At 31.9% G+C, this 23324-nt stretch carries 28 protein-coding genes; 22 read left to right on the top strand and 6 right to left on the bottom strand.

Features of this window, described 5'->3' with window-relative positions; genetic code table 11:
* Positions 1-10: 10 nt before the first annotated feature.
* From hisD to hisIE, 7 genes are read left to right on the top strand one after another with little or no spacing between them, the layout of a single operon-like run.
* Positions 11-1300, top strand: coding sequence for a histidinol dehydrogenase (gene hisD / locus FNB79_RS13810; protein WP_143381908.1), 1290 nt, complete (start codon positions 11-13; stop codon positions 1298-1300).
* A complete protein-coding gene (hisC, locus tag FNB79_RS13805; RefSeq protein WP_143381907.1) occupies positions 1300-2340 on the top strand; it encodes a histidinol-phosphate transaminase in 1041 nt (346 codons plus the stop codon). The genes hisD and hisC overlap by 1 nt, the downstream gene beginning before the upstream one ends.
* Positions 2337-3473: a bifunctional histidinol-phosphatase/imidazoleglycerol-phosphate dehydratase HisB gene (gene hisB, locus FNB79_RS13800; protein ID WP_143381906.1), complete on the top strand. Its 1137-nt coding sequence runs from the start codon at positions 2337-2339 to the stop codon at positions 3471-3473. The genes hisC and hisB overlap by 4 nt, the downstream gene beginning before the upstream one ends.
* A 12-nt stretch (positions 3474-3485) precedes the next feature.
* On the top strand, positions 3486-4145 hold the full coding sequence (hisH, locus tag FNB79_RS13795; protein WP_143381905.1) for an imidazole glycerol phosphate synthase subunit HisH: 660 nt from the start codon (positions 3486-3488) through the stop codon (positions 4143-4145).
* A gap of 19 nt (positions 4146-4164) precedes the next feature.
* On the top strand, positions 4165-4893 hold the full coding sequence (gene hisA, locus FNB79_RS13790) for a 1-(5-phosphoribosyl)-5-[(5-phosphoribosylamino)methylideneamino]imidazole-4-carboxamide isomerase (RefSeq protein WP_143381904.1): 729 nt from the start codon (positions 4165-4167) through the stop codon (positions 4891-4893).
* A 6-nt stretch (positions 4894-4899) separates the two neighbouring features.
* A complete protein-coding gene (hisF, locus tag FNB79_RS13785) occupies positions 4900-5655 on the top strand; it encodes an imidazole glycerol phosphate synthase subunit HisF (RefSeq protein ID WP_143381903.1) in 756 nt (251 codons plus the stop codon).
* A gap of 26 nt (positions 5656-5681) precedes the next feature.
* Complete coding sequence (hisIE, locus tag FNB79_RS13780; RefSeq protein ID WP_143381902.1) at positions 5682-6281, top strand: bifunctional phosphoribosyl-AMP cyclohydrolase/phosphoribosyl-ATP diphosphatase HisIE; 600 nt, start codon at positions 5682-5684, stop codon at positions 6279-6281.
* A gap of 58 nt (positions 6282-6339) precedes the next feature.
* Here the strand turns inward: hisIE and FNB79_RS13775 are convergent, their stop codons facing one another.
* Complete coding sequence (locus FNB79_RS13775; protein WP_143381901.1) at positions 6340-6753, bottom strand: hypothetical protein; 414 nt, start codon at positions 6751-6753, stop codon at positions 6340-6342.
* A gap of 102 nt (positions 6754-6855) precedes the next feature.
* On the opposite strand from FNB79_RS13775, the gene FNB79_RS13770 reads away from it, so the two are divergent.
* The 4 genes from FNB79_RS13770 (at position 6856) to FNB79_RS13755 (ending at position 9667) form a co-directional block, all read left to right on the top strand.
* A complete protein-coding gene (locus tag FNB79_RS13770) occupies positions 6856-7656 on the top strand; it encodes a tRNA pseudouridine synthase A (protein WP_246073278.1) in 801 nt (266 codons plus the stop codon).
* Positions 7657-7820: 164 nt separating this feature from the next.
* Entirely contained in the window at positions 7821-8321 is a 501-nt protein-coding gene (locus FNB79_RS13765) for a Dps family protein (protein ID WP_143381900.1), read from the top strand.
* Positions 8322-8378: 57 nt separating this feature from the next.
* Positions 8379-8918, top strand: a complete 540-nt coding sequence (locus FNB79_RS13760) for a hypothetical protein (protein WP_143381899.1) — start codon at positions 8379-8381, stop codon at positions 8916-8918.
* Between the two features lie 80 nt (positions 8919-8998).
* Positions 8999-9667, top strand: a complete 669-nt coding sequence (locus FNB79_RS13755; protein WP_143381898.1) for a DUF2461 domain-containing protein — start codon at positions 8999-9001, stop codon at positions 9665-9667.
* A 12-nt stretch (positions 9668-9679) separates the two neighbouring features.
* Here the strand turns inward: FNB79_RS13755 and FNB79_RS13750 are convergent, their stop codons facing one another.
* The gene (locus FNB79_RS13750; RefSeq protein WP_143381897.1) at positions 9680-10093 is read right to left on the bottom strand and encodes a glyoxalase; all 414 of its coding nucleotides are present in this window, start codon (positions 10091-10093) and stop codon (positions 9680-9682) included.
* 120 nt (positions 10094-10213) lie between these two features.
* Here FNB79_RS13750 and FNB79_RS13745 point away from each other — a divergent pair, with 120 nt between their 5' ends.
* The 3 genes from FNB79_RS13745 (at position 10214) to FNB79_RS13735 (ending at position 11884) form a co-directional block, all read left to right on the top strand.
* Positions 10214-10600 (top strand): acyl-CoA thioesterase, encoded by a 387-nt coding sequence (locus FNB79_RS13745; RefSeq protein WP_143381896.1) that lies wholly within the window; start codon positions 10214-10216, stop codon positions 10598-10600.
* A gap of 100 nt (positions 10601-10700) precedes the next feature.
* Complete coding sequence (locus FNB79_RS13740) at positions 10701-11204, top strand: lipocalin family protein (protein WP_143381895.1); 504 nt, start codon at positions 10701-10703, stop codon at positions 11202-11204.
* An 11-nt stretch (positions 11205-11215) separates the two neighbouring features.
* Positions 11216-11884 (top strand): OmpA family protein, encoded by a 669-nt coding sequence (locus FNB79_RS13735; RefSeq protein ID WP_143381893.1) that lies wholly within the window; start codon positions 11216-11218, stop codon positions 11882-11884.
* Between the two features lie 68 nt (positions 11885-11952).
* Here FNB79_RS13735 and FNB79_RS13730 read toward each other — a convergent pair whose 3' ends face one another.
* The 3 genes from FNB79_RS13730 to FNB79_RS13720 all read right to left on the bottom strand — a co-directional run bounded on the left by FNB79_RS13730 (position 11953) and on the right by FNB79_RS13720 (position 14459).
* Positions 11953-13191, bottom strand: a complete 1239-nt coding sequence (locus FNB79_RS13730; protein WP_143381891.1) for a mechanosensitive ion channel family protein — start codon at positions 13189-13191, stop codon at positions 11953-11955.
* Positions 13191-13481 carry a DUF3817 domain-containing protein gene (locus FNB79_RS13725; RefSeq protein ID WP_143381889.1) on the bottom strand — a complete coding sequence of 97 codons (291 nt, stop codon included), beginning with the start codon at positions 13479-13481 and terminating at the stop codon, positions 13191-13193. The genes FNB79_RS13730 and FNB79_RS13725 overlap by 1 nt, the downstream gene beginning before the upstream one ends.
* 144 nt (positions 13482-13625) lie before the next feature.
* A complete protein-coding gene (locus FNB79_RS13720) occupies positions 13626-14459 on the bottom strand; it encodes an OmpA/MotB family protein (protein WP_143381887.1) in 834 nt (277 codons plus the stop codon).
* Between the two features lie 327 nt (positions 14460-14786).
* Here FNB79_RS13720 and FNB79_RS13715 point away from each other — a divergent pair, with 327 nt between their 5' ends.
* The 8 genes from FNB79_RS13715 (at position 14787) to FNB79_RS13680 (ending at position 21844) form a co-directional block, all read left to right on the top strand.
* Positions 14787-15503 carry a 3-ketoacyl-ACP reductase gene (locus FNB79_RS13715; protein WP_143381885.1) on the top strand — a complete coding sequence of 239 codons (717 nt, stop codon included), beginning with the start codon at positions 14787-14789 and terminating at the stop codon, positions 15501-15503.
* Positions 15504-15656: 153 nt separating this feature from the next.
* The gene (locus FNB79_RS13710; protein WP_143381883.1) at positions 15657-17204 is read left to right on the top strand and encodes an SDR family NAD(P)-dependent oxidoreductase; all 1548 of its coding nucleotides are present in this window, start codon (positions 15657-15659) and stop codon (positions 17202-17204) included.
* 105 nt (positions 17205-17309) lie between these two features.
* Entirely contained in the window at positions 17310-17645 is a 336-nt protein-coding gene (locus FNB79_RS13705; RefSeq protein WP_143381881.1) for an ArsR/SmtB family transcription factor, read from the top strand.
* 47 nt (positions 17646-17692) lie between these two features.
* Positions 17693-18166: a DUF6428 family protein gene (locus tag FNB79_RS13700; RefSeq protein WP_143381879.1), complete on the top strand. Its 474-nt coding sequence runs from the start codon at positions 17693-17695 to the stop codon at positions 18164-18166.
* A gap of 10 nt (positions 18167-18176) precedes the next feature.
* Entirely contained in the window at positions 18177-18785 is a 609-nt protein-coding gene (locus FNB79_RS13695; protein ID WP_143381877.1) for an arsenate-mycothiol transferase ArsC, read from the top strand.
* Between the two features lies 1 nt (position 18786).
* The gene (gene arsB / locus FNB79_RS13690) at positions 18787-19851 is read left to right on the top strand and encodes an ACR3 family arsenite efflux transporter (protein ID WP_317129198.1); all 1065 of its coding nucleotides are present in this window, start codon (positions 18787-18789) and stop codon (positions 19849-19851) included.
* 62 nt (positions 19852-19913) lie between these two features.
* A complete protein-coding gene (locus FNB79_RS13685; protein WP_143381872.1) occupies positions 19914-20801 on the top strand; it encodes a carbon-nitrogen hydrolase in 888 nt (295 codons plus the stop codon).
* 2 nt (positions 20802-20803) lie between these two features.
* Positions 20804-21844 carry an agmatine deiminase family protein gene (locus FNB79_RS13680; RefSeq protein WP_143381871.1) on the top strand — a complete coding sequence of 347 codons (1041 nt, stop codon included), beginning with the start codon at positions 20804-20806 and terminating at the stop codon, positions 21842-21844.
* A 73-nt stretch (positions 21845-21917) separates the two neighbouring features.
* On the opposite strand, the gene nhaA is transcribed toward FNB79_RS13680, so the two are convergent.
* Positions 21918-23252: a Na+/H+ antiporter NhaA gene (gene nhaA, locus FNB79_RS13675; RefSeq protein ID WP_143381869.1), complete on the bottom strand. Its 1335-nt coding sequence runs from the start codon at positions 23250-23252 to the stop codon at positions 21918-21920.
* Positions 23253-23324: the final 72 nt, after the last annotated feature.

Genomic DNA, 23324 nt, shown 5'->3' with positions numbered 1-23324 from the left:
GACATTTAAAATGAACATTATTGAAAACCCCAATCCATCAGATTGGTCAAATATATTGCAACGCCCAACACAAACCGTAAACGATATAGAAAATACGGTAACTCAAATTTTTGATGATGTTAAGCGTAATGGGGATGTTGCAATTTCTAAATATACTACTCAATTTGATGGGGTGACTTTAGATTCTAATATTGTTACAGAACAAGAAATTGAAGAAGCAAAGGCAAACGTATCAGAACAGCTTAAAGAAGCCATAACGATTGCATATAAAAATATTGAGCGTTTTCATGCGGCTCAAAAAACAGAAAAAGTTCAAGTTAGCACCATGCCTGGAGTAAACTGCTGGCAAGAAAAACGAGCCATAGAAAAAATTGGATTATATATTCCAGGAGGTACAGCACCGTTGTTTTCTACTGTTTTAATGTTAGCCATTCCAGCTAAAATTGCGGGATGTAAAGAAATAGTGTTGTGTTCTCCACCAAATTCATCTGGTAAAATTGCAAACGAAATTTTATTTGCTGCTCATTTATGTGGCGTTTCAAAAATTATTAAAGTAGGAGGGATTCAAGCGATTGCCGGATTAACATTTGGAACAGAAAACATCCCTCAAGTCTATAAAATTTTTGGACCAGGAAATCAGTTTGTTACTGTGGCAAAACAATTGGCTACAAAATACGGCGTTGCTATCGATATGCCTGCAGGACCAAGTGAATTATTAGTAGTTGCAGATGATAGTGCTAATGCAAGTTATGTAGCTTCAGATTTATTAAGTCAAGCAGAACATGGTGCAGATAGTCAAGTGATTTTAGTATCCACATCAAAAGCTTTAATTGATGATGTTTTAAAAGAAGTTGATACACAAATTAAGAACTTACCGAGACAAAGTATAGCAGAAAAAGCAATCGCTAATTCAAAGTTAATTTTAGTTGAAAGTGATGAAGTTGCACTTAATTTAATTAACGAATATGCACCAGAACATTTTATTATTTGTTCTAAAAATGAAGATCTTTATGTAAACGGTATTAGAAATGCAGGTTCTGTGTTTATTGGTAATTATACACCAGAGAGTGCTGGCGATTATGCGTCTGGTACCAACCACACTTTACCTACCAACGGATTTAGTAAAGCGTATTCTGGCGTAAACTTAGATAGTTTTTTAAAGAGTATAACCTTTCAAAAAATATCAGAACAAGGACTTTTAGATTTAGGTCCAATTATTGAACAAATGGCTGCTGCCGAAGGCTTAGAAGCACACAAAAATGCGGTTACTCTAAGACTAAACGATTTAAAAAATAACTAATGGCAACTGTACAAGATCTTTTAAGACCTTCCATAAAAGCGCTAAAAGCATATTCTTCTGCAAGAGACGAGTTTCAAGAAGAAACTAGTAATATGGTGTTTATAGACGCAAACGAAAATCCGTTTAATAATGGCGTAAATCGGTATCCAGATCCGCAACAAAATGAGGTGAAAAACATTTTATCGGAGATTAAAAATGTTTCAAAATCTAATATTTTATTAGGAAATGGTAGCGACGAAGTGTTAGATTTATTGGTGCGAGCCTTTTGCGAACCCAATCAAGATAACATTATTATTTTGCCACCAACTTACGGGATGTACGAAGTGTTGGCAAATTTAAATGCCGTAGAAACCAGAAAGGTGTTATTGTCTGAAGACTTTCAGCCTGAAAGTGATCAAATTTTAAAAGTGGCCGATGCGAACAGTAAAATATTATTTTTATGCTCACCCAATAATCCGTCAGGGAATAGTTTTAGCGATAATGAAGTAGAAACTTTATTAAAGAAATTTGAAGGGATAGTCGTTATCGATGAAGCGTATATCGATTTTTCTACACAAGACAGTTGGTTACATCGTTTAGAAGAATTTCCTAATTTAGTCATCACACAAACCTTATCTAAAGCTTATGGAATGGCAGGAATACGGTTAGGTATTTGTTATGCTTCAGAAGAGATTATTAAAGTGTTAAACACCATAAAACCACCATATAATATTAACGTTTTAACGCAAAATAAAGCAGTAGAATTATTAAAACAAACCGATGTAATTGATACTGAAATTGATTCTATTTTAATTGAACGTAGCCAATTAATATCAGATTTAAAATCTATTGCTTATATCGAAAAAATATATCCGTCAGATACTAATTTTGTACTCGTAAAAGTAGACGACGCCACTAAACGTTATAATCAATTAATAAAAGAAGGTGTTGTAGTACGTAACCGGACTACGCAACCGTTATGCGAAAATTGTTTACGCTTAACCGTTGGAACGCCTTCAGAAAATAAAACGCTAATCACCGCACTTACCAAGTTACAATGAAACAAAAAGTACTATTTATAGATCGTGATGGAACGATTATTAGAGAACCTGCCGACGAGCAAATCGATAGTTTCGAGAAGTTAGAATTCTATCCTAAGGTTTTTCAATATTTAAGTAAAATAGCTAAAGAATTGGATTACGAAATCGTCATGATTACCAACCAAGATGGGTTAGGAACAGAGGTGTATCCTGAAGATACATTTTGGCCAGTTCATAATTTTATTCTTGAAGCTTTTAAAAATGAAGGTGTAGAATTTAAAGAACAATTTATAGATAGAACGTTTGCAAAAGACAATGCAGCTACACGTAAACCTAATACCGGTTTATTAACAAAATATTTTTCTGAAGCTTACGATTTAGAAAACTCATATGTTATTGGCGATCGATTAACTGATATTGAATTGGCAAAAAACTTAGGGGCAAAAGGAATTTTTATAAACGATAATACAAATCTTGGTACAGATGAAATTACCGTTAAACGTGAAGCATTAAATGATTTTATTAGTTTAGAATCTAACGATTGGGAAGCCATTTATAAGCATTTAAAAGTTGAAGATCGTACCGGGAGTATTGAAAGAAATACTAACGAAACTAAAATTAAAATTGATTTAAATTTAGACGGTACTGGTAAAAGCAATATTGAAACAGGAATTGCATTTTTCGATCATATGCTTGATCAAATTGCACGCCATGGGCAATTAGATTTAAATATAAAAGTAGATGGCGATTTAGAAGTAGACGAGCATCATACTATTGAAGACACAGCCATTGCTTTAGGAGAGCTATTCAACACGGTTTTAGGAAATAAATTAGGAATAGAGCGTTACGGGTTTTACTTGCCAATGGACGATTGTTTAGCTTCTGCAGGTATCGATTTTGGCGGAAGAAATTGGTTAGTGTGGGAAGCCGATTTTAAACGTGAAATGGTTGGTAAAATGCCAACAGAAATGTTTTATCACTTCTTTAAATCGTTTACCGATGGTGCAAAATGTAATTTAAACATTAAAGCCGAAGGCACAAACGAGCATCATAAAATTGAAGCGATATTTAAAGCTTTTGCAAAAGCAATAAAAATGGCCGTAAAACGCGATGTAGAAAAAATGATTTTACCATCAACCAAAGGGATGTTGTAAAAGAAAAAGTATATGAGTTTAAATAAAGAGAAATTAACGGCGTCGAGTGAGAGTTCTTCCCTTTCTGTTAAGGCAGTAGACCGGCCGTCTGTTGTTATCATAGATTACGGAGCCGGGAATATAAAAAGTATTCAGTTTGCTTTTAAACGTTTAGGTATAGATGCCGTGTTGTCTAACAATCCAGAAACGATTAAAAATGCAGACCGTGTTATTTTTCCTGGCGTGGGCGAAGCAAGTTCGGCATTAAAAATGCTTAAAAATAGTCAACTAGATAAATTAATTCCTACCTTAAAGCAACCTGTTTTAGGAATTTGTTTAGGGATGCAACTTATGTGTAAAAGTACAGAAGAGGGGCAAACCGAAGGATTAGGGATTTTTCAAGTGGATGTAAAACGGTTTTCAGATACGGTAAAAGTCCCGCAAATGGGATGGAATACCATTTCTAATTTAAAATCTGATTTATTTAAAGATATTCCTGAAGATTCATACATGTATTTAGTGCATAGCTATTATGCAGAAGATTGCAAAGAAGCTATTGCAACTACAAATTATAACGGAAATTATACCACAGCCGTAAAACATAACAACTTTTATGGTGTACAATTTCATCCAGAAAAAAGTAGTATTGCTGGTGCTAAATTGCTTGAAAATTTTTTAAATCTAGAATCATAAACCGATTAATACGTAACTAATGAGAATTATTCCAGCCATAGATATTATAGACGGCAAATGTGTTCGTTTAACTAAAGGAGATTACGATACCAAGAAAATATATAACGAAAATCCGTTAGAAGTAGCAAAGAGTTTTGAAGATGCAGGTGTAGAGTATTTACATTTAGTAGATTTAGATGGAGCTAAAGCAAGTCGCATTATTAACTATAAAGTTTTAGACCAAATAACCTCTAAAACCAATTTAAAAGTCGATTTTGGAGGTGGGTTAAAAACTAACGAAGATTTACATATTGCTTTTAGCTCTGGTGCAAAACAAATTACTGGTGGTAGTATTGCTGTAAAAGATAGTGATATGTTTGAAAGTTGGATACAAAAATACGGAAGCCAGAAAATAATTTTAGGCGCAGATGCAAATAATGAAAAAGTAGCTATAAGTGGGTGGTTAGAAGAAAGTAGTTTAGAAGTTACGCCATTTATAAAAGGATATATGAGTAAAGGAATTCAGTATGTTATTTGTACAGATATTTCTAAAGATGGTATGCTAGAAGGTCCTTCTTTCGACTTATATAAAAAGATAATTAATCAAAATCCAAGTATAAAATTAATAGCTTCTGGAGGAATTTCTTGTAATGAAGAATTACCAAAACTAAAAGAGTTAGGGTGCGAAGGAGTCATTATAGGTAAAGCGATTTACGAAAATAAAATCAGTATGAAGGATTTAGAACAACTGGTTGTTAACTCTCAATAAATTAATATGCTTACAAAACGAATTATCCCGTGTTTGGATATTAAAAATGGAAGAACTGTAAAAGGTGTAAATTTTGTCGATTTAATCGATGCAGGAGACCCTGTAGAATTGGCAAAACAGTATGCGCTAAAAGGAGCAGACGAGTTGGTGTTTTTAGACATTTCGGCAACTTTAGAAGGGCGTGGTACGACGCTAGACATGGTATTACATGTTGCAGAACAGGTAAATATACCTTTCACTGTGGGAGGCGGAATCTCGTCTGTAGAACATGTAGATGCCTTATTACAATGTGGTGCAGATAAAGTGTCTGTGAATTCTTCTGCTGTTAAACGTCCAGCGTTAGTAAAGGAATTAGCCGATAAATTTGGGAGTCAATGTGTGGTAGTTGCTATTGATGCTAAACAAGTAGACGGACAATGGAAAGTGCACTTGGCAGGAGGAAGTATTCCAACCGATATCGATTTATTTGAATGGGCAAAGGAAGTAGAGACCCTAGGTGCTGGCGAAATTTTATTTACCTCTATGAATCACGATGGTACTAAAAATGGTTTTGCAAACGACGCCTTAGCAAAATTGTCTGATATGTTGAATATACCAATAATTGCTTCCGGTGGCGCAGGAACTATTCAGCATTTTGTAGATACGTTTAAAGACGGAAAGGCAGATGCTGCACTTGCTGCTAGCGTTTTTCACTTTGGAGAAATTCCGATTTCAGAATTAAAAGCCGAACTAAAAAATAATAATATAGCTGTAAGATTGTAAAATTTTACGATATAAAATATAGAGTAATGAATATAGATTTTAATAAAAATAACGACGGATTAGTACCTGCAATTGTACAAGATGCTTCTACAAAACAAGTGTTAATGTTAGGGTATATGAATGCCGAAGCATTTGAAAAAACGAAAGCGACTAAACAAGTTACTTTTTTTAGCAGAACAAAAAATAGGTTATGGACTAAAGGTGAAGAAAGTGGAAATGTTTTAAATTTAGTAGATCTAAAACTAGATTGTGATAACGACACATTATTGGTTTCTGTACATCCAAAAGGACCAACGTGCCACAAAGGGACGGACACTTGTTGGGGAGAACCAAATGCAGAAAGTTACGGGTTTATTTCGCATTTAGAAGATGTTATTAAAGACAGACGATTAAATTCGAACGCATCTAAATCTTATGTGTCGTCATTATTTGAAAAAGGCATCAATAAAATTGCACAGAAAGTAGGAGAGGAAGCTGTAGAAGTGGTTATTGAAGCTAAAGACAACGACGATAATTTATTCTTAAACGAAAGCGCCGATTTATTATTTCACTATTTAATTTTACTGCAAGCCAAAGGTTTCGAAATAAAAGATGTGATTGAAGTTTTAAAAGGCAGAGAAAAATAATAATGTTGTAAAGGAGAATTTAGCGTTCTAAATTCTCCTTTGTGTTTAGTTTTGGAAATTAAGCAATCCAATTTTTCGATTTAGAATATTTACTAAAGAACACTAAGCCTACAGAACATACTAAAACTAAAATGGGCATAATTAAACTAGGCGGTTTAACTTCAAAAAACAAATAACTCATTTGTGCAATAACAGCTACTAATGAAGTTAATGCTATTGGATATGCAAAACGTCTTCTTGCCATTAATAAAATACTGGCTAAAAATCCTGCCATCACAGCTACAGCATAGGCACGCATAACCCAAGTTGGCGTATTTAACATCTCCTGTAATTGTGCTTCTGTATATTGCGAACGGAAAGCTTCGGTATTGTTAACCTGAATTAAATATTGATTGACACCTAAACCATTCCATAGTAAATAAAATCCTGTAACAACCCAAAACCAAATAGGTGGTTTACTAGCATTGGTCATAATTTTAATTTTTTAGTTAATTTGGTTTAAAAGGTAGTAATTTTTTTGTGAAGTCTACTAAAATAAGTTACTTGCTAGTTTAAAAAACAAATACACTTTCAGTTGAAAAAACGCTTTTTTTATCTCATTACAATTCAATATTTAGGGTATCGATTTCATGGTTGGCAAAAGCAACCTAAACTTAAAACGGTTCATTTAATGATAGACAAAACCATGCGTTATATTATGGATGGTAAACCTTTTAAAACATTAGGTTCAGGACGAACAGATGCAATGGTGTCTGCTCAACAGGGCGCTTTTGAACTGTTTTTAGAAGATAAAATTGAAGATGAAGTTGCTTTTTTAGAACTGTTTAATTATAACTTACCACAAGATTTAAGAGCCTTATCTATTACTGAAGTCGACAAACATTTTAATGTTATAAACGCGTCCAAACAAAAAGAATACGTGTATGTATTTGCTCATGGAATAAAATGTCATCCATTTTGTGCTCCTTTTATGACGACGATTTTAGATCCATTAGATATAGATAAAATGAAACAGGGTGCTAAACTTTTTGAGGGAGCTCATAATTTTAAAACCTATTGTTACAAACCTACAGAAACAGGTGTTTTTAACAGAACTATAGATACTTGCGAATTGGTTAAAAACACCTTAATAACAGCAAGTTTTTTCCCAGAACAATCATATATGTTACGAGTTAAAGGCAAAGGTTTTATGAGAAACCAAATTCGATTAATGATGGGTGCACTTATAAAACTAGGTAAACACGAAATAACATTAGACTATATTAAGGAAAGTTTAAAGCCAGAAAGTACTGAAGTTATGGATTATATAGCTCCAGCTTCAGGATTAGTTTTAAATGCCGTAGAATTTGAATCGATTACTTGTATTCAAACATAAAAAATCTTATAATAACTAATGTTAAATCCTTTAAGATTTTGCTTAAATTATTAACTTAAATTAACTTAATAATTGTATAAGTAGGTTAAAATCAGTTAATAAGTCGTTCTGATAGACATGTAAATTGTAACTTCATAATAAGTTTAACCAAAAAACCAAATATTATGAATTACTTAAATATAAATGAAGAAAAACTACTTCCGGTAGTTATTGAATTAAATACACTTTTAGCAGATTACCATATATATTATCAAAAATTAAGAAACTTTCACTGGAATATTTTAGGTGAGAACTTCTTTGATTTACATAATAAATTTGAAGAGTTATATACAGATGCAAGAACTAAAATTGATGAAATTGCCGAGCGTATATTAACCTTGCGTTATCACCCAACAAGTAAACTTTCCGATTATTTAGAACTTTCAGCGCTGTCAGAAGTGTCACCATTACAATCAGATAAAGAAATGGTAGACGAAATCTTAAACGATCATAAATTGATTTTAAATCAAATGAAAACGGTTGTAAGTAAAGCTGAAGAGGCTACAGATGAAGGAACCATCGATTTAATTGGAGCGTATATTCGAGAGCTAGAAAAAGCAAGTTGGATGCTAGATTCTTGGGCTAAAAAACCTACAGAACATTTAAACAGTGCTATTGTTGAATAAATTGTTTTACCAGATTTAATTATAAAACATGATAATTCAAACTTAAAAATTAAGCATATGAAATCTATATATATAGCATTAGTCATTCTTTTAGGATATTCATCTACACAAGCTCAAACAGTTACTAAAGATGTTTTAGATGAAACAAAAACCATTACTACAAAAACAAATAATGGTAAAGAAATTAAAGAAAACACGATTGAAATTAATAGACGTGTAGAACAAGATGTCAAATTAGATGAAGCTGATAAAAATAAATTAAATCAGAATAGAGCTAATACAGAAGCACAAGTTCAAGAGACAATTAAAATTACTAATAATTCACCATTTACTGCCAATAAAAAATCTATGGTTTATAAATTAGATGATAAAACTATGGAATTTAAAATGAACGATGATGGATTTTCAATTTTAAATCATGCAAATTCAGATATGACTACAGTAAAGCAATCTGAAGGAGATACATCTCAATTTGTAATGAAAGATAATGGCGAAACAGGAATTGGTTATTTTGATGAACAGGGTAATTTTGTTGTTCAGAAATTTGATAAAAAATCAAATCAAATCGTCTCTAAAACCTATCAATTGGTAGAGTAACATTAAATTTTCATATCACTTTAAAGCCTCAGATATTCTGAGGCTTTTTTATATCTTTATGCCATCTAAACCCAAATACAATGATTTCAAAAAACATACTTGATTTTTTAAACGCACTAGAAAAAAATAATGATAGAGTATGGTTTCAAGATCATAAAACTGAATTTAAAGCAGTAGAACAGGACATGAAAGCAGTGTACAATGAATTGTTTACTTTGCTTAAAACTCACGATGAAGTAGATGCTGTAAAAATGTTTAGAATTTATAGAGATGTGAGATTTTCTAAAAATAAAATACCATATAAAACCCATTTCGGAGGGACTATACATCGGGTAAAACCTAAATTAAGAGGTGGATATTATTTACAAATTAAACCTAATAATGAGTCGTTTATAGCAACAGGATTTTGGGATCCTAACAAAGAAGATTTACTACGCATAAGAAAAGAATTTGAAGTCGATGCAGAAGAAGTAAGAACTATTATTTTAAATCCAGATTTTAAATCGGTTTGGGGAACTATAGAAGGCGAGGAACTTAAAACGGCACCAAAAGGGTTTGATAAGAATCACCCAGATATTGATCTCATTAGAAAAAAACAGTTTATTTTTTCTAAAAAATTTACAGACCAAGAAGTGCTTGCACCAGACTTTCTTGAACACGTTAATACCGCTTTTAAAGCAGTTAGACCTTTTTTTAATTATATGAGCGATGTATTAACCACAAATATAAATGGAGAATCGCTCATATAATTAAGTTATAATTTAAACCACTTGACTAAGCTGAATATCAAAAATTTGTATGTTGTCTACCAACTGATTTTTTACAATATTCATCATGCGTTTATTTAGTGCAGATGAGTTTTCTATATATAATAAGTATTCTTCAATAGTAAATTGGCCAATAATCATACCTTTAATAGAGTTTCTAAATTTAATATCTTTCTGGATGGTGTTTTCTATGTAAATAACCTTCTTGGCAATAGTTAAGTCATAAAACATGCTTTTGTGTTTTTTAATGTAGTTTTTAAAAACTTCTACAAATAAATCTTTTTGAAATTTAATAATTGGTCGTAATGTTTCGTTTTGAAAACGTTCGTCACTACTCATGTTTTCGTTGAGTTTTCCAAAGTAGGAAGTAGGACGAATGGCCTTAAGATTGTTGTGTCTTGTTGTCATATTATTAAACATTTTTACTAAAATTATTAATTATCTACATCAAATATTTTGTTAACCCTAATACTTGTTAACCTTGTTATGAACAATTATTAAATTATCTTTACACAAAAAATAATTATTATGAGATTTCATACCAGAAAATGGGTTAAACCAGAAGATTTAAATGCAAACGGAACACTCTTTGGCGGTCGACTTTTAGCTTGGATAGACGAAGAAGCTGCTTTGTATTCAATCATTCAATTAGAAAATAGTAGAGTTGTAACTAAGTACATGTCGGAAATTAATTTTATGAGTTCTGCAAAACAAGGTGATATTGTTGAAATTGGAATTGCAGTTGAAAAATTTGGAAAATCATCATTAACATTAAAATGTGAAGTACGAAATAAAATGACTAGAGAAACCATTATTAGAGTAGATAATATAATTATGGTAAATCTAGGAGAAGATGGCAAATCTAAACCTCATGGCAAAACTGAAATCGAGTTTGTTAAAGATCGATTAGCATAACATATAAGCTGTTAAAAATCTACAAGTTACGTATTAATTATAGATGGTAATTAAAGTAATATCATTAACTTAGAGATATATTAATCAAACAAATAACCACATGAAAAAATTATTTTACATGACTTTGTGTATTCTTGTATGCGCTTGCTCAGGATCAAAGTCAGCTACAGGAAGTCAACCCAATAAAAAATTATTAAAAGGTACTTGGGAAGTGACCAATATTAAATTTATTGGAGATAAAGGTTTATATAAAGCCTTTTTATTTGATTTAGCAGATTCGTCTTGTTTTAAAGGTGGGGAATGGGTATTTATACCTAATAACGGATCTGGTAAATTCTCTACAAATGTAAATAGCTCTATTTGCGAGGCTTATACACAATCTATTCACTGGTCATTTTTAGAATCTGCAGATGGATATACACAATTTCAATTTAAATATGTTGGAGATGGTATTAAAGCTAAAAACGTAACGTCTGGTTACCGCGCAACCATACAAGAAATTAGTGATAATATGATGATTTTAAAAGTGCCATCAGAATATGAAGGTAATGCTTTTGATGTAATCATGACTTTTAATAAAACATCAGACAGTATAGAATTATAAAATAATTAATTATGAAAAAAATAACAGGTATATTATTAGCGATAACATTAACGTTATCAAGTATTAGTTGTGATGCAATAAAGAATGCAAACAATACACAAAAAGGAGCAGGTGTAGGTGTTGCTGGAGGCGCATTAATTGGAGGCTTAATTGGTGGTAATGTTACTGGAGCACTAATTGGAGCTGCGGTAGGAGGTGCTGCAGGAGGTGTAATTGGAAATAAAATGGATAAACAAGCCGATAAAATTGAGGAAGCATTACCAGGAGCAGAAGTAAATCGTGTTGGAGAAGGTATACAAGTTGTATTTGATGAAAATAGTGGTGTAACTTTTGATACAAATAAAGCAGATTTAACAGCAAAAGCTAAAGAAAATTTAGATGCTATTGCAGAAGTTTTTGTTGAGTTTCCAGATACTAATTTATTAGTAGAAGGGCATACAGATAGCACAGGTAATGATGCGTATAATATGACATTATCTGAAAAGAGAGCTCAAGCTGTAGTGTCTTACTTACAAAGTAAAGGTGTTACAGGAGACCGTTTTGATGTAACTGCATATGGAGAAACAAAACCAAGATTTGATAATGCTACGGCAGAAGGTCGATCTAAAAATCGCCGTGTAGAAATCGGAGTTTCAGCAAATCAAGAAATGATTGAAGATGCAAAAGCACAAGTAAACTAAATTACCTAAAACAAAACTAAAAAAGGTCGGGTATACACTCGACCTTTTTTAGTTTTAGAAGATACAATCTATTCTCCTGTATAGCTAGAAAGCTCGTAAAGTTCTAAACCAAAATAGGGTACAGCAGCAATACTATGGTCAAATATATCAGACATTATATATTCGTAATTTTGCCAACGTTTATCGCTACTAAAAGCATAAATTTCTAAAGGCAATCCTTGAGGTGTTGGCGCCAATTGGCGCGTCATGATTGTCATGTCTTTATTTATTGCCGAATGGTTTTCAATATAACTTTGTATGTATTTTCTAAATACGCCTAAATTAGTTAAGTTTCTTCCGTTAATTAAAACAGATTTATCTGCATTATTATTAGTATTATAAGATGTAATATCTTCTTGTCGTTGTGTTAAATAGTCGGTGAGTAGTTGTATTTTTTTTAATTCTTCAACTTTATCATCTGTTAAATAATGTATGCTTTTGGCTTTAATAATAATAGCGCGTTTAATACGTCTTCCTCCAGAATTACTCATTCCTCTCCAATTTTTAAAAGGTTCAGAAATTAAAGATGATGTAGGAATGTTAGTAATGGTCATATCAAAATTTTGAATTTGAAGCGTATTCAAATTTATTTCAATTACAGTACCATCTGCACCAAATTTATCCATTGTAATCCAATCTCCAATACGTACGGTATCGTTAATAGCAACTTGAATACTTGCTACAAACCCTAAAATAGTGTCTTTAAATATTAATAATAATATTGCCGATGCTGCTCCTAAAGTTGTAAAAAAAGTTTTAACATTAATTCCGGTTAACATTACAAATATTAAGCCTATACCCATTAACCATAAGAACAGCATAAGCACTTGTATATAACTATCTATAGGTTTGTCTTTTAATCTAGGTAATGTTTTAAAAAAAGACTCTAAGGTATTTAATACACTTCTTATAATCCATAATACAAGTATAACACAATATAGCTTTAAGAGTAATTCTACTGCACTTTCAAAATGAGGAAAGTCAATAAAAGCAATAGGTAAGCATTTTAGTGTAATTATTAAAGGAACTATGTGCGCAACATTTCTTGGGACTTTATGGCTGACTAATAAATCATCAAATTTTGTTTTAGATTTTTCTGCGAAAGTAGAAAAAGCTTGTAATAATATCTTTCTTGCAATAAAATCTGAGATAAAAATTATGACCAATAGAATAGCTAAAAGCGCCAACATATTAAGGTACTTTGCAGAAGATTCAGTAAAGTTTAATTGTAAAAAATAATCGTAAAAATAGTGAGCGAAATTTTTCATTATACGGCTAATTTAAAATACTTTTTGTCGGCAATAAAAGTTCCAAAAGGTATTAAAGAGGCTAATAAAACAAATCCCATAGTTTTTTTGTTCCATTTTAATTCTATACCAACTAAAATGGATAAAACCACATAGGCCACAAATAACAAGCCATGTGGCATACCTAATAATTTTACATATTTTGGCTCATGTAAAAAATGTTTTATAGGGGTTGCAATTCCTAATAATAAAATATAAGAGATCCCCTCTAAAAAGCCAACAATGCGAAGAGTTTTTAATAATACATTCATAAAAAAATAATTTTTACAAATATACTAAAGGTAAAACAGCTAAAAATATATTTTTACTAAATAGGAAGAATTACTTCATTTTTAAGACAAAAAAAGACTGCTAATTTAGCAGTCTTTTTTTGTTCTAAGTTGTTTCCTTGTTTATTACTCATTAGAGTCCATTAAAGCAAAGAATTTATTAATGTTTGGAAGAATTACAATACGTGTTCTTCTGTTTTTAGCACGATTTTCATTACTATCATTTTCTGCTACAGGGTGGTAACTACTACGTCCAGCAGCAATCATTTTTTCTGGTGCTACAGCATAATCGTCTTGAAGTTTTCTAACTACAGACGTTGCTCTTAAAACACTTAAATCCCAATTGTCTTTAATAGCGCCTGTATTTATACTTCTAGAATCTGTATGACCTTCAACCATAACTTCAATGCTAGGTTCAGAATTAATTACATCTGCTAATTTTTGTAAAATACTATTTGCTTTACTGCTTACTCTATAGCTAGCGGTATTAAAAAGCATTTTATCAGAAATTGAAATCATAACTACAGTTTCATTAATATCAATAGCAATATCTTCGTCTTCATTAAGTGTACTAGAATCTAAAGATTTATGTAAATTGTAAGAAACAGCAAGATTCATAGAATCTTTAAGTGTTTTTGCTTCGCTTAATTTTGCTGGATCTACATACTTTAATGTTTCTAACATTTTCTTTTTAGTATCGTTAGAAATAACTGCAGCATCACCTACGGCAATCAATTTAGAATCATTTTCTTCTGTTAATGTGTTTATTTTCGAATTATAGGCATCTACACGTGATTGTATTTCACTAAACTTAGCTTCTAATTCTTCTTTTTCAACTGTGGTTTTTGTTAACTCACTTTTTATTTGACCATTTTCTTCTTCTAAAGCGACATATTTTTTCTTAGAAACACAAGAGGCCATTAAACATAAAGTGATTACTCCGATTGAAATTTTTTTCATAATTATTTATTTTGATTTATTATATCTACGCATAAATTTTACTTACAGATCTTACAATATTTCTGATTTTTTTATAGATTATATCTAAATATTTGATTTATTGTTAAATAACCTTGTTAAAAAAAATCAAAAAAAATTTAGTTTAATATGTATTACTATAAAAGTTATATGATGTTTATGCTAAGTCAAAACTAAAGAAGTTAAACCATACGTATGTATTCTATCTATCCAATTTTTAACGCAATCACATTGTTAAAAGCTTTCTTAAAAGTGTTTTTATGTTTATTTTTGAGTGACTTTATTTTAATTAAAATTTAAACATTATATATGGAATCATTAAAAGGACAACACGCTTTAATTACAGGAGCAGGTAAAGGTCTTGGTAAAGCAATGGCTTTGGCTTTGGCAGAAGAAGGCGTACATTTAGCTTTGTTAGCAAGAACAAAAAAAGATATTGAAGCGGTTGCAGAAGAAGTAAAAGCATTAGGAGTTAAAGCTATAACTGTAACGGCAGATGTTTCTTCTATTGAAGGCGTTAATGCTGCTGCTAAAGTTGTTTTAAGCCAGTTTGAAAAAATAGATATTTTAATTAACAATGCAGGTATTGCCAAATTTGGTTCGTTTATGGAACTGGAAGTTGCAGAGTGGGAGCAAATTATTAAAGTGAATGTAATGGGGATGTATTATGTAACCAGAGCATTTTTACCACAAATGATTGAGCATAAATTTGGAGACATTATAAACGTGTCATCTACTGCTGGTTTAAATGGAAATGCCATGACGAGTGCTTATAGTACATCTAAATTTGCTGTGCTCGGGCTTTCAGAATCTTTAATGAAAGAAGTTAGAAAACACAATATACGTGTTACTGCAATTACGCCAAGTACTATTGCTACCGATATGGCCGTAGACTTAAAATTAACAGATGGAAACCCAGAACGCGTTATGCAAGCTGAAGATTTTGCTGAACTGGTTATTTCTCAACTTAAATTAAACAGACGTGTATTTATAAAAGAATCTAGTATATGGTCTACCAATCCATAAGACCACTTATACATTTCATTTTTTAAATTCTTAAATAAAAGTACAGTATAGCGCTGTACTTTTTTTATTTAAATTAAATACGATTAGTCGTAATGAAATTGGATTTTCAACTAAAATTAAAACTATATTTGCGCGCTTAAAGTGTTATATACCATGAACGATAAAACTGAAGGACAACATTCAGGTTTAGATCAAGACCAACTGGATGATTGTATTGCGATGTTAGAGCAGTTAGTTAACAATACCAATCAATTGTTTGAACTTCCTGAAGAGAAACGTATTGCTTTAATGAAAGCAGCCGGAAAAATTACACGACCTAATAGAGACGAGTTTCAAAAAAGACGTAAGGACGCCAAAAAAGCAGCCAAACGAAAAATGATTGAGCGTGATAAACATGCACGTAAAGAAACTGGAATTCGTTCTGCTCGTGAAAACCCTGTATTTGTAGCACCAAAATTAATAGATCTTACTAAAAAAGAAGATAAAGAATTAGAGTTAGAATCACCTAGAAACTGTTACGTATGTAAAAAAGTATATACAAAACTGCATCACTTTTATGATACTATGTGTACGGAATGTGGTGATTTTAATTATGCCAAGCGTTTTCAAACCGCAGATTTAAAAAATCAGGTTGCTGTTGTAACAGGATCTCGTTTAAAAATAGGATATCATATTACATTAATGTTATTGCGTGCTGGAGCAACTGTGGTTGCAACTACACGTTTTCCTGCCGATTCTGCATTACGATTTTCTAAAGAAAGCGATTTCACAGAATGGGGACATAGACTACATGTACATGGTTTAGATTTAAGACACATACCAAGTGTCGAGATTTTTTGTAATTATATTGAACAAAAATACGATAGGTTAGACATTTTAATCAATAATGCTGCTCAAACCGTTAGACGTCCAGCAGGATTTTATAAACATTTAATGGCAGCCGAGGAAACACCAATCGAGCAATTACCAAAATTTGCACAAACCGTTTTAAAGGATCACGTAGACTGTATTACAGAATTAAAAACGTTAACTCAAACAGCTTCAGATAATAAAAACATGCCAGTAACATGGCATGGTCCAGAACCCGGAATAGGACTGAGAGCTTCTGCTCAATTATCTCAAATACCTTATAGTTTTGATAATTCCTTACAAGCGAGTGAAGTATTTCCAGAAGGGGAGTTGGATGTCGATTTACAACAAGTCGATTTACGTAAAACAAACAGTTGGCGTTTAAAACTTGGCGAAATTGAAACTACAGAAATGGTAGAAGTACAATTAGTTAATGCTGTAGCTCCATTTGTGTTATGTAATCGTTTATCTCCTATTATGCAGAAAGAAAATACAGGGCAAAAACACATTATAAATGTTTCGGCTATGGAAGGAAAATTTCACCGTTTTCATAAAGAAGATCGACATCCGCATACCAATATGGCAAAAGCGGCTCTAAATATGATGACGCATACTGCTGCAGCAACTTTGGCTAAAGATGGAATTTTTATGAATGCTGTAGATACAGGTTGGGTAACAGATGAAGACCCGGCAGAGTTATCTAAACGTAAAATTGAAGAGCACGATTTTCAACCACCATTAGATATTGTAGATGGTGCAGCACGAGTTATGGACCCGCTTTTCGATGGTATAAACACTGGAAAACACTGGTGTGGTAAGTTTTTAAAAGACTATATGCCTATAGATTGGTAGTTTTTTTTTCAATACAACTTATATTAAAAGATAGTTAAATAGCTATCTTTTTTTTGTTGCATATAGTATATTATCGTAATATTGCAATGAATAAATATAAGAGATATGGGAATAACTAAATCTGAAATTTTTTCAGATAAACAAAACGAGATGGCTAAGATTGCAAAAGTTTTAGGGCATCCTGCTAGAATAAGTATTTTAGAATACTTAATAAAATCTAGCACTTGTGTTTGTGGTGATTTAGTTGATGAAATAGGTCTGGCCCAACCTACAATCTCTCAGCATTTAAAAGAATTAAAAAATGCAGGGATTATTAAAGGGACTATTGAAGGTACCAGTGTATGCTATTGTATAGATATAGAGAAATGGAAAGCCATTCAATCTATGTTAAATCTATTTTTCGATCAGGCACTACCGTGCACAGATACCGATTGTTGTTAAAAAAATTTATATCAGTTTATCGTAATATTACAATTAATAAAAAAAATATGACATTATCAGAAATTAAAAAACAGTTAGAAAATTTAGATCAAATCGCTTTTCAATTACCAAATGGAGGATTAGTGCCTAGTCATTTTCACGTTACAGAAGTAGGAGAGGTAGTTAAAAATTTTATAGACTGTGGTGGTACAGTTAGAAAAGAAACGGTAGCAAATTTCCAATTATGGGAAGCAAATGATTACGATCATCGTTTACACCCTGAAAAATTAGTATCGATAATAGAATTATCTGAACGTGTTTTAGGATTAGATGAAAATTTAGAAATTGAAGTTGAATATCAAGGTGAAACCATTCAGAAATACAACTTAGATATTAAAGAAGGCGTGTTTCAATTAACATCAAAATTTACAGATTGTTTGGCTAAAGATAATTGTGGCATTCCGCAAGACAAACCAAAACAAAATTTAAGAGAATTAACACAACCAACCAACACTTGCACACCTGGTTCAGGATGTTGCTAAATTTTACATTATGTATACAAAAATTTCCAACCACATTGAAAGCTTCAATTTTTCACAAATTACAGAAGCACGTAAGCAAACGCTACAACCTTTAATAGATTATATTCAGGCAAAGCATACAGCACAATCTGAAATTAGATTAAATTTTATTTGCACCCATAACTCTAGACGAAGTCATTTGTCTCAAATTTGGGCGCAAGCAGCTGCTCATTTTTTCAATATAAAAAATGTATACTGTTATTCTGGTGGTACAGAAGCTACTGCTATGTTTCCTATGGTTGCAGAAACATTAATAAATAACGGTTTTAGTATTCAAAAATTATCATTAACAGATAATCCTGTTTACGCGGTTAAATTTGATATAAATCAGGCTCCAGTAATTGGGTTTTCAAAACGATTTGATGATGCTTTTAATCCAGAAACAGAGTTTGCAGCAATCATGACATGTTCACAGGCAGATCAAGGCTGTCCATTTATTGCAGGCGCAGAGAAAAGAATTCCTATCACTTTTGAAGATCCTAAAGCGTTTGACAATACACCGCAACAAGCCGAAAAGTACACTGAGAGAAGTTTACAAATAGCACAAGAAATGAGTTACGTATTTTCTAAAATTAATTAATATGTCAAAAATGAAAAAATTAAGTCTTTTAGATAATTATCTAACATTATGGATCTTTTTAGCAATGTTAATTGGTGTTGCTTTAGGGAATTTCTTTCCACAAATTCCAAATGTTATCAATTCTTATAGTCAAGGTACAACAAATATTCCCATAGCAATCGGATTAATTTTAATGATGTATCCGCCTCTTGCTAAGGTAAATTATGCACTGTTACCAAAAGTCTTTAAAGATGTAAAAGTGCTATCTATTTCTTTAGTTTTAAACTGGATTATTGGACCATTTTTAATGTTTTTTCTAGCAATTACATTTTTAAGAGATTATCCAGAATATATGGTTGGGCTTATTTTAATAGGATTGGCTAGATGTATTGCGATGGTTTTAGTTTGGAATGATTTGGCAGAAGGAAGTAGTGAATATGGTGCAGGATTAGTGGCTTTAAATAGTATTTTTCAAGTATTTGGATACAGTTTTTATGCCTGGATTTTTATTACTGTATTACCGCCTTTCTTTGGATTTGAAGGCGCTATTGTAGATATCTCTATTGCTACTATAGCAGAAAGTGTTGCTATATATTTAGGTATTCCGTTTGTATTAGGTTTTTTAAGCCGATTCATTCTAGTGAAAATTAAAGGTGAAACTTGGTATAATACTAAGTTTATTCCAACTATATCGCCCTTAACATTAATTGCTTTACTCTTTACTATTATAGTAATGTTTTCTTTAAAAGGAGAATTAATTGTTGAAATCCCTATGGATGTAGTGATTATTGCAATACCGCTTTTAGTGTATTTTGCATTAATGTTTATAATCGGATTTTTTGTTAGTAAAGCCGCAGGAGCGACATACGATAAAACAGCTGCTATTGCATTTACTGCTGCAGGTAATAACTTTGAATTAGCTATAGCTGTAGCTATTGCAGTATTTGGATTAAATTCCGGTCAAGCCTTTACAGGAGTTATAGGGCCACTTGTAGAAGTGCCAGCATTAATTTTATTAGTGAAAGTTGCGTTCTGGTTTAGAAAAAAATATTTTACTAAGACAGAGCACGTTAATGTAAATTCTTAGTTTATTTTTTGTGATTTCATTTTTATAAAATAGTTACATTTACACTATTAATTAAAAGTGTTATGTCTTTAAGAAAATATAAAATAGCCGTCGTTCAGTTAAACCTGAACGACGTTGCAGAAAATAATTTAAAAAAATGTTTAAGTTGGGTAAGAGATGCAGCTAATCAAGGTGCAGAAGTTATTCTTTTACCTGAATTATACAGTAGTCATTATTTTTGTCAAAGTGAAGATGTCGATAACTTTGCTATCGCAGAGCCTTTATATGGCACGTCATTTATTGCCTTTAGCGCATTAGCAAAAGAATTAGGTGTCGTTATTATTGTACCGTTTTTTGAGAAACGTATGGCAGGTATTTACCATAACAGTGCATATATAATTGATACGGATGGAAGCGAAGCAGGATTATATAGAAAAATGCATATTCCAGACGATCCTCATTTTTACGAAAAATTTTATTTTACACCTGGAGATTTAGGGTTCCAAGCTATCCAAACTAAAAAGGGTAAGGTTGGAACTTTAATCTGTTGGGATCAGTGGTATCCAGAAGCTGCACGTCTTACAGCGCTTAAAGGAGCAGAAGTCTTATTCTACCCTACAGCCATTGGTTGGCATCCTAAAGAAAAAGATGAATTTGGTGAAAATCAGCACGGTGCATGGATGAATGTAATGAAAGGACATGCCGTTGCTAATGGTGTGTTTGTTGCAGCCGCAAACCGTATTGGCTTAGAGCAATATTTGCCAGGAACAGATGGTATTCAGTTTTGGGGATCGTCTTTTATTGCTGGCCCTCAAGGCGAAATCTTAGCACAAGCATCTCATGATAAAGAAGAAATTTTAATTGCTGAAGTCGATTTAGATTTACAAGAAAACGTGCGTCAGAATTGGCCATTTTTTAGAGATCGTCGTATTGATGCTTTTGGTGAATTAACAAAACGTGCAATAGACTAGTTATGGTAGTTTCAGAAGTGAGATTACCTGCAGAATGGGAACCTCAAGAAGGTATATTATTATGTTTTCCGTATAATGGAAATGATTGGCCTGGAAAATTTCAGGCAATACAGTGGGCATTTGTAGAGATTATAAAAAAAATAGCTTCGGTAGAAAAAGTTTTCTTGATTGTTGAAAATGTAAAACAACAAGAAAGTGTGAAAGTAAAACTGGAGTTAGCACACGTTAATCTGAATAATGTTAAGTATATAGCTCTAAAAACAAACAGAAGCTGGATGCGTGATTCTGGACCTATTATAGTGAAAAGAGGAGGCGAACGCATTGCTTTAAACTTCAACTTTAATGGTTGGGCAAAATATTCAAATCATAAATTAGATAGAGGAGTTCCAAAAATTGTATCCGAAACTTTAAAAACACCTTTACACCAAGTGGTTTACAAAGGAAAACCTGTGGTTTTAGAAGGAGGAGCAATAGATACCAATGGCAAAGGCACACTATTAACTTCAGAAGAATGTTTATTACATCCTTCAATTCAAGTTAGAAATCCAAACTTTACAAAAGCAGATTACGAATCTATTTTTAAAGAATTTCTTGGTATAACAAATGTAATTTGGTTGGGAGATGGTATTGTGGGCGATGATACTCATGGCCATATAGATGATTTGTGCCGTTTTGTAAATGCAGAGACTATAATTACAGTATTAGAAGACAATCCTGAAGACAGTAATTATGCCGCATTACAAGATAATTTAAAGCGTTTAAAAGCTTCTAAATTAGAGACAGGCAAATCACCAAACATAGTTACTCTACCAATGCCTAAGCCGTTGTTTTTTGATGGAATTCAAATACCAGCGAGTTATGCTAACTTTTTAATTTTAAATAATATGGTATTGGTTCCCACATTCAATGATAGTAAGGATCAAGTAGCATTACATATTATAGCGGAGTGTTTTCCTGATCGTGAAGTAATAGGAATGAGTGCTATTGACCTTATTTGGGGGTTTGGAACACTTCATTGTTTAAGTCAGCAAATTCCATTATAACCGTTTAAATAGTCTCAAACAAAAAAGCGATCTAATAATTAGATCGCTTTTTTGTTTATATAATATATATCTTTTAGTGAACGTCTTCCACAGAATTAGCATCTTCTGATGGTTTAATAGATTTTAATATAAAATAACCTATTAATCCAGCTACGGTAGATCCAATAAAGATACCTACTTTAGAAGCATCTTGGTACATTAGACTAGACTTGAATGCTAAGTTAGAAACGAAAATAGACATGGTAAACCCAACTCCAGCTAAAAATCCAACTCCTAAAATATGCTTAAACTTTACACTGTGTGGGAATGCTGCTAAACCAAGCTTAACTGCTAAGTAGGAGAATGATACTACACCAATACATTTACCAAAAATTAAAGCAATTGAGATGTGAGAGGATAAGGCCCAATCTAAATGTGCAATGTCATTAAATACAATTCCGGCATTAGATAATGCGAATATTGGCATAATAAAATATGCTACCCAACCATGAAATTTATGTTCTAAATGCTGTAAAGGCGATTGAACTCTGCCAGAAAGCTTTTGTATGCTTCCTATTAAACTAATTTCGTCGTGTGTTAATATAGGACTGTTTCGTTTGGGTTTATTTATTAATGTAGTTGCTATAGATTCTATCTTAGACATACTAAGATCCATTTCTAATTTTTGTTTAATTGGAATGGTAAGTGCAATTAAAATCCCAGCAATAGTTGGGTGAATTCCCGATTGTAAGAATAAAAACCAAATTACGATTCCAAGAATTAAAAATACATATTTATAATAAAATCCTTTCCATCCTAAATATGCTAAGATTGCTAAAGGAATTAAAGAGTATAAAATAGCATTCCAGTCTAAATTTTCACTGTAAAATAAAGCAATAGCTAATACAGCTACCAAATCATCTACAATAGCAAATGCGGTTAAAAATATTTTTAAAGCGATTGGCACACGATTTCCTAATAACTGAAGAATGGCTAAAGAGAATGCAATATCTGTTGCCATTGGTATACCCCAACCTGCATGGGTTTCTGGGTTAGTGTTTAATGCTAAAAAAATGCCTATTGGTATAAACACACCCCCTAATGCAGCAAAGATTGGGAGTGATGCTTTTTTAAGGCTGTTTAATTCTCCTAATAAAATTTCGCGTTTAATTTCAAGGCCTATCACAAAAAAGAAAATAACCATCAATCCGTCATTTACCCAATGTAATAAATGATGCGATAAATGAAAATCTCCAAATTCAAAACCAATTTCATAATGCCAAAGTGCGATATAAGAATCAGACAAGGGTGAGTTTGCCCATAATAGAGCGATTACTGCAGCCGAAAATAAAAGTATCCCGCCAAAACTTTCAATTTGTACGAATTTGGTAATTGGTCTAACTAATAAATTATTTAACTTTTGTCTCATACATTTATATTATAATTTGGTAATAAAAAAGTCTATAGCTATCAAGAACTTGATAGCTATAGACTTTTTTAT

The organism is Formosa sediminum (assembly GCF_007197735.1).
Lineage (GTDB): Bacteria > Bacteroidota > Bacteroidia > Flavobacteriales > Flavobacteriaceae > Formosa > Formosa sediminum.
Note: the sequence above shows the minus strand (reverse complement) of the source record. Positions and strands in the feature narration are given on the sequence as shown.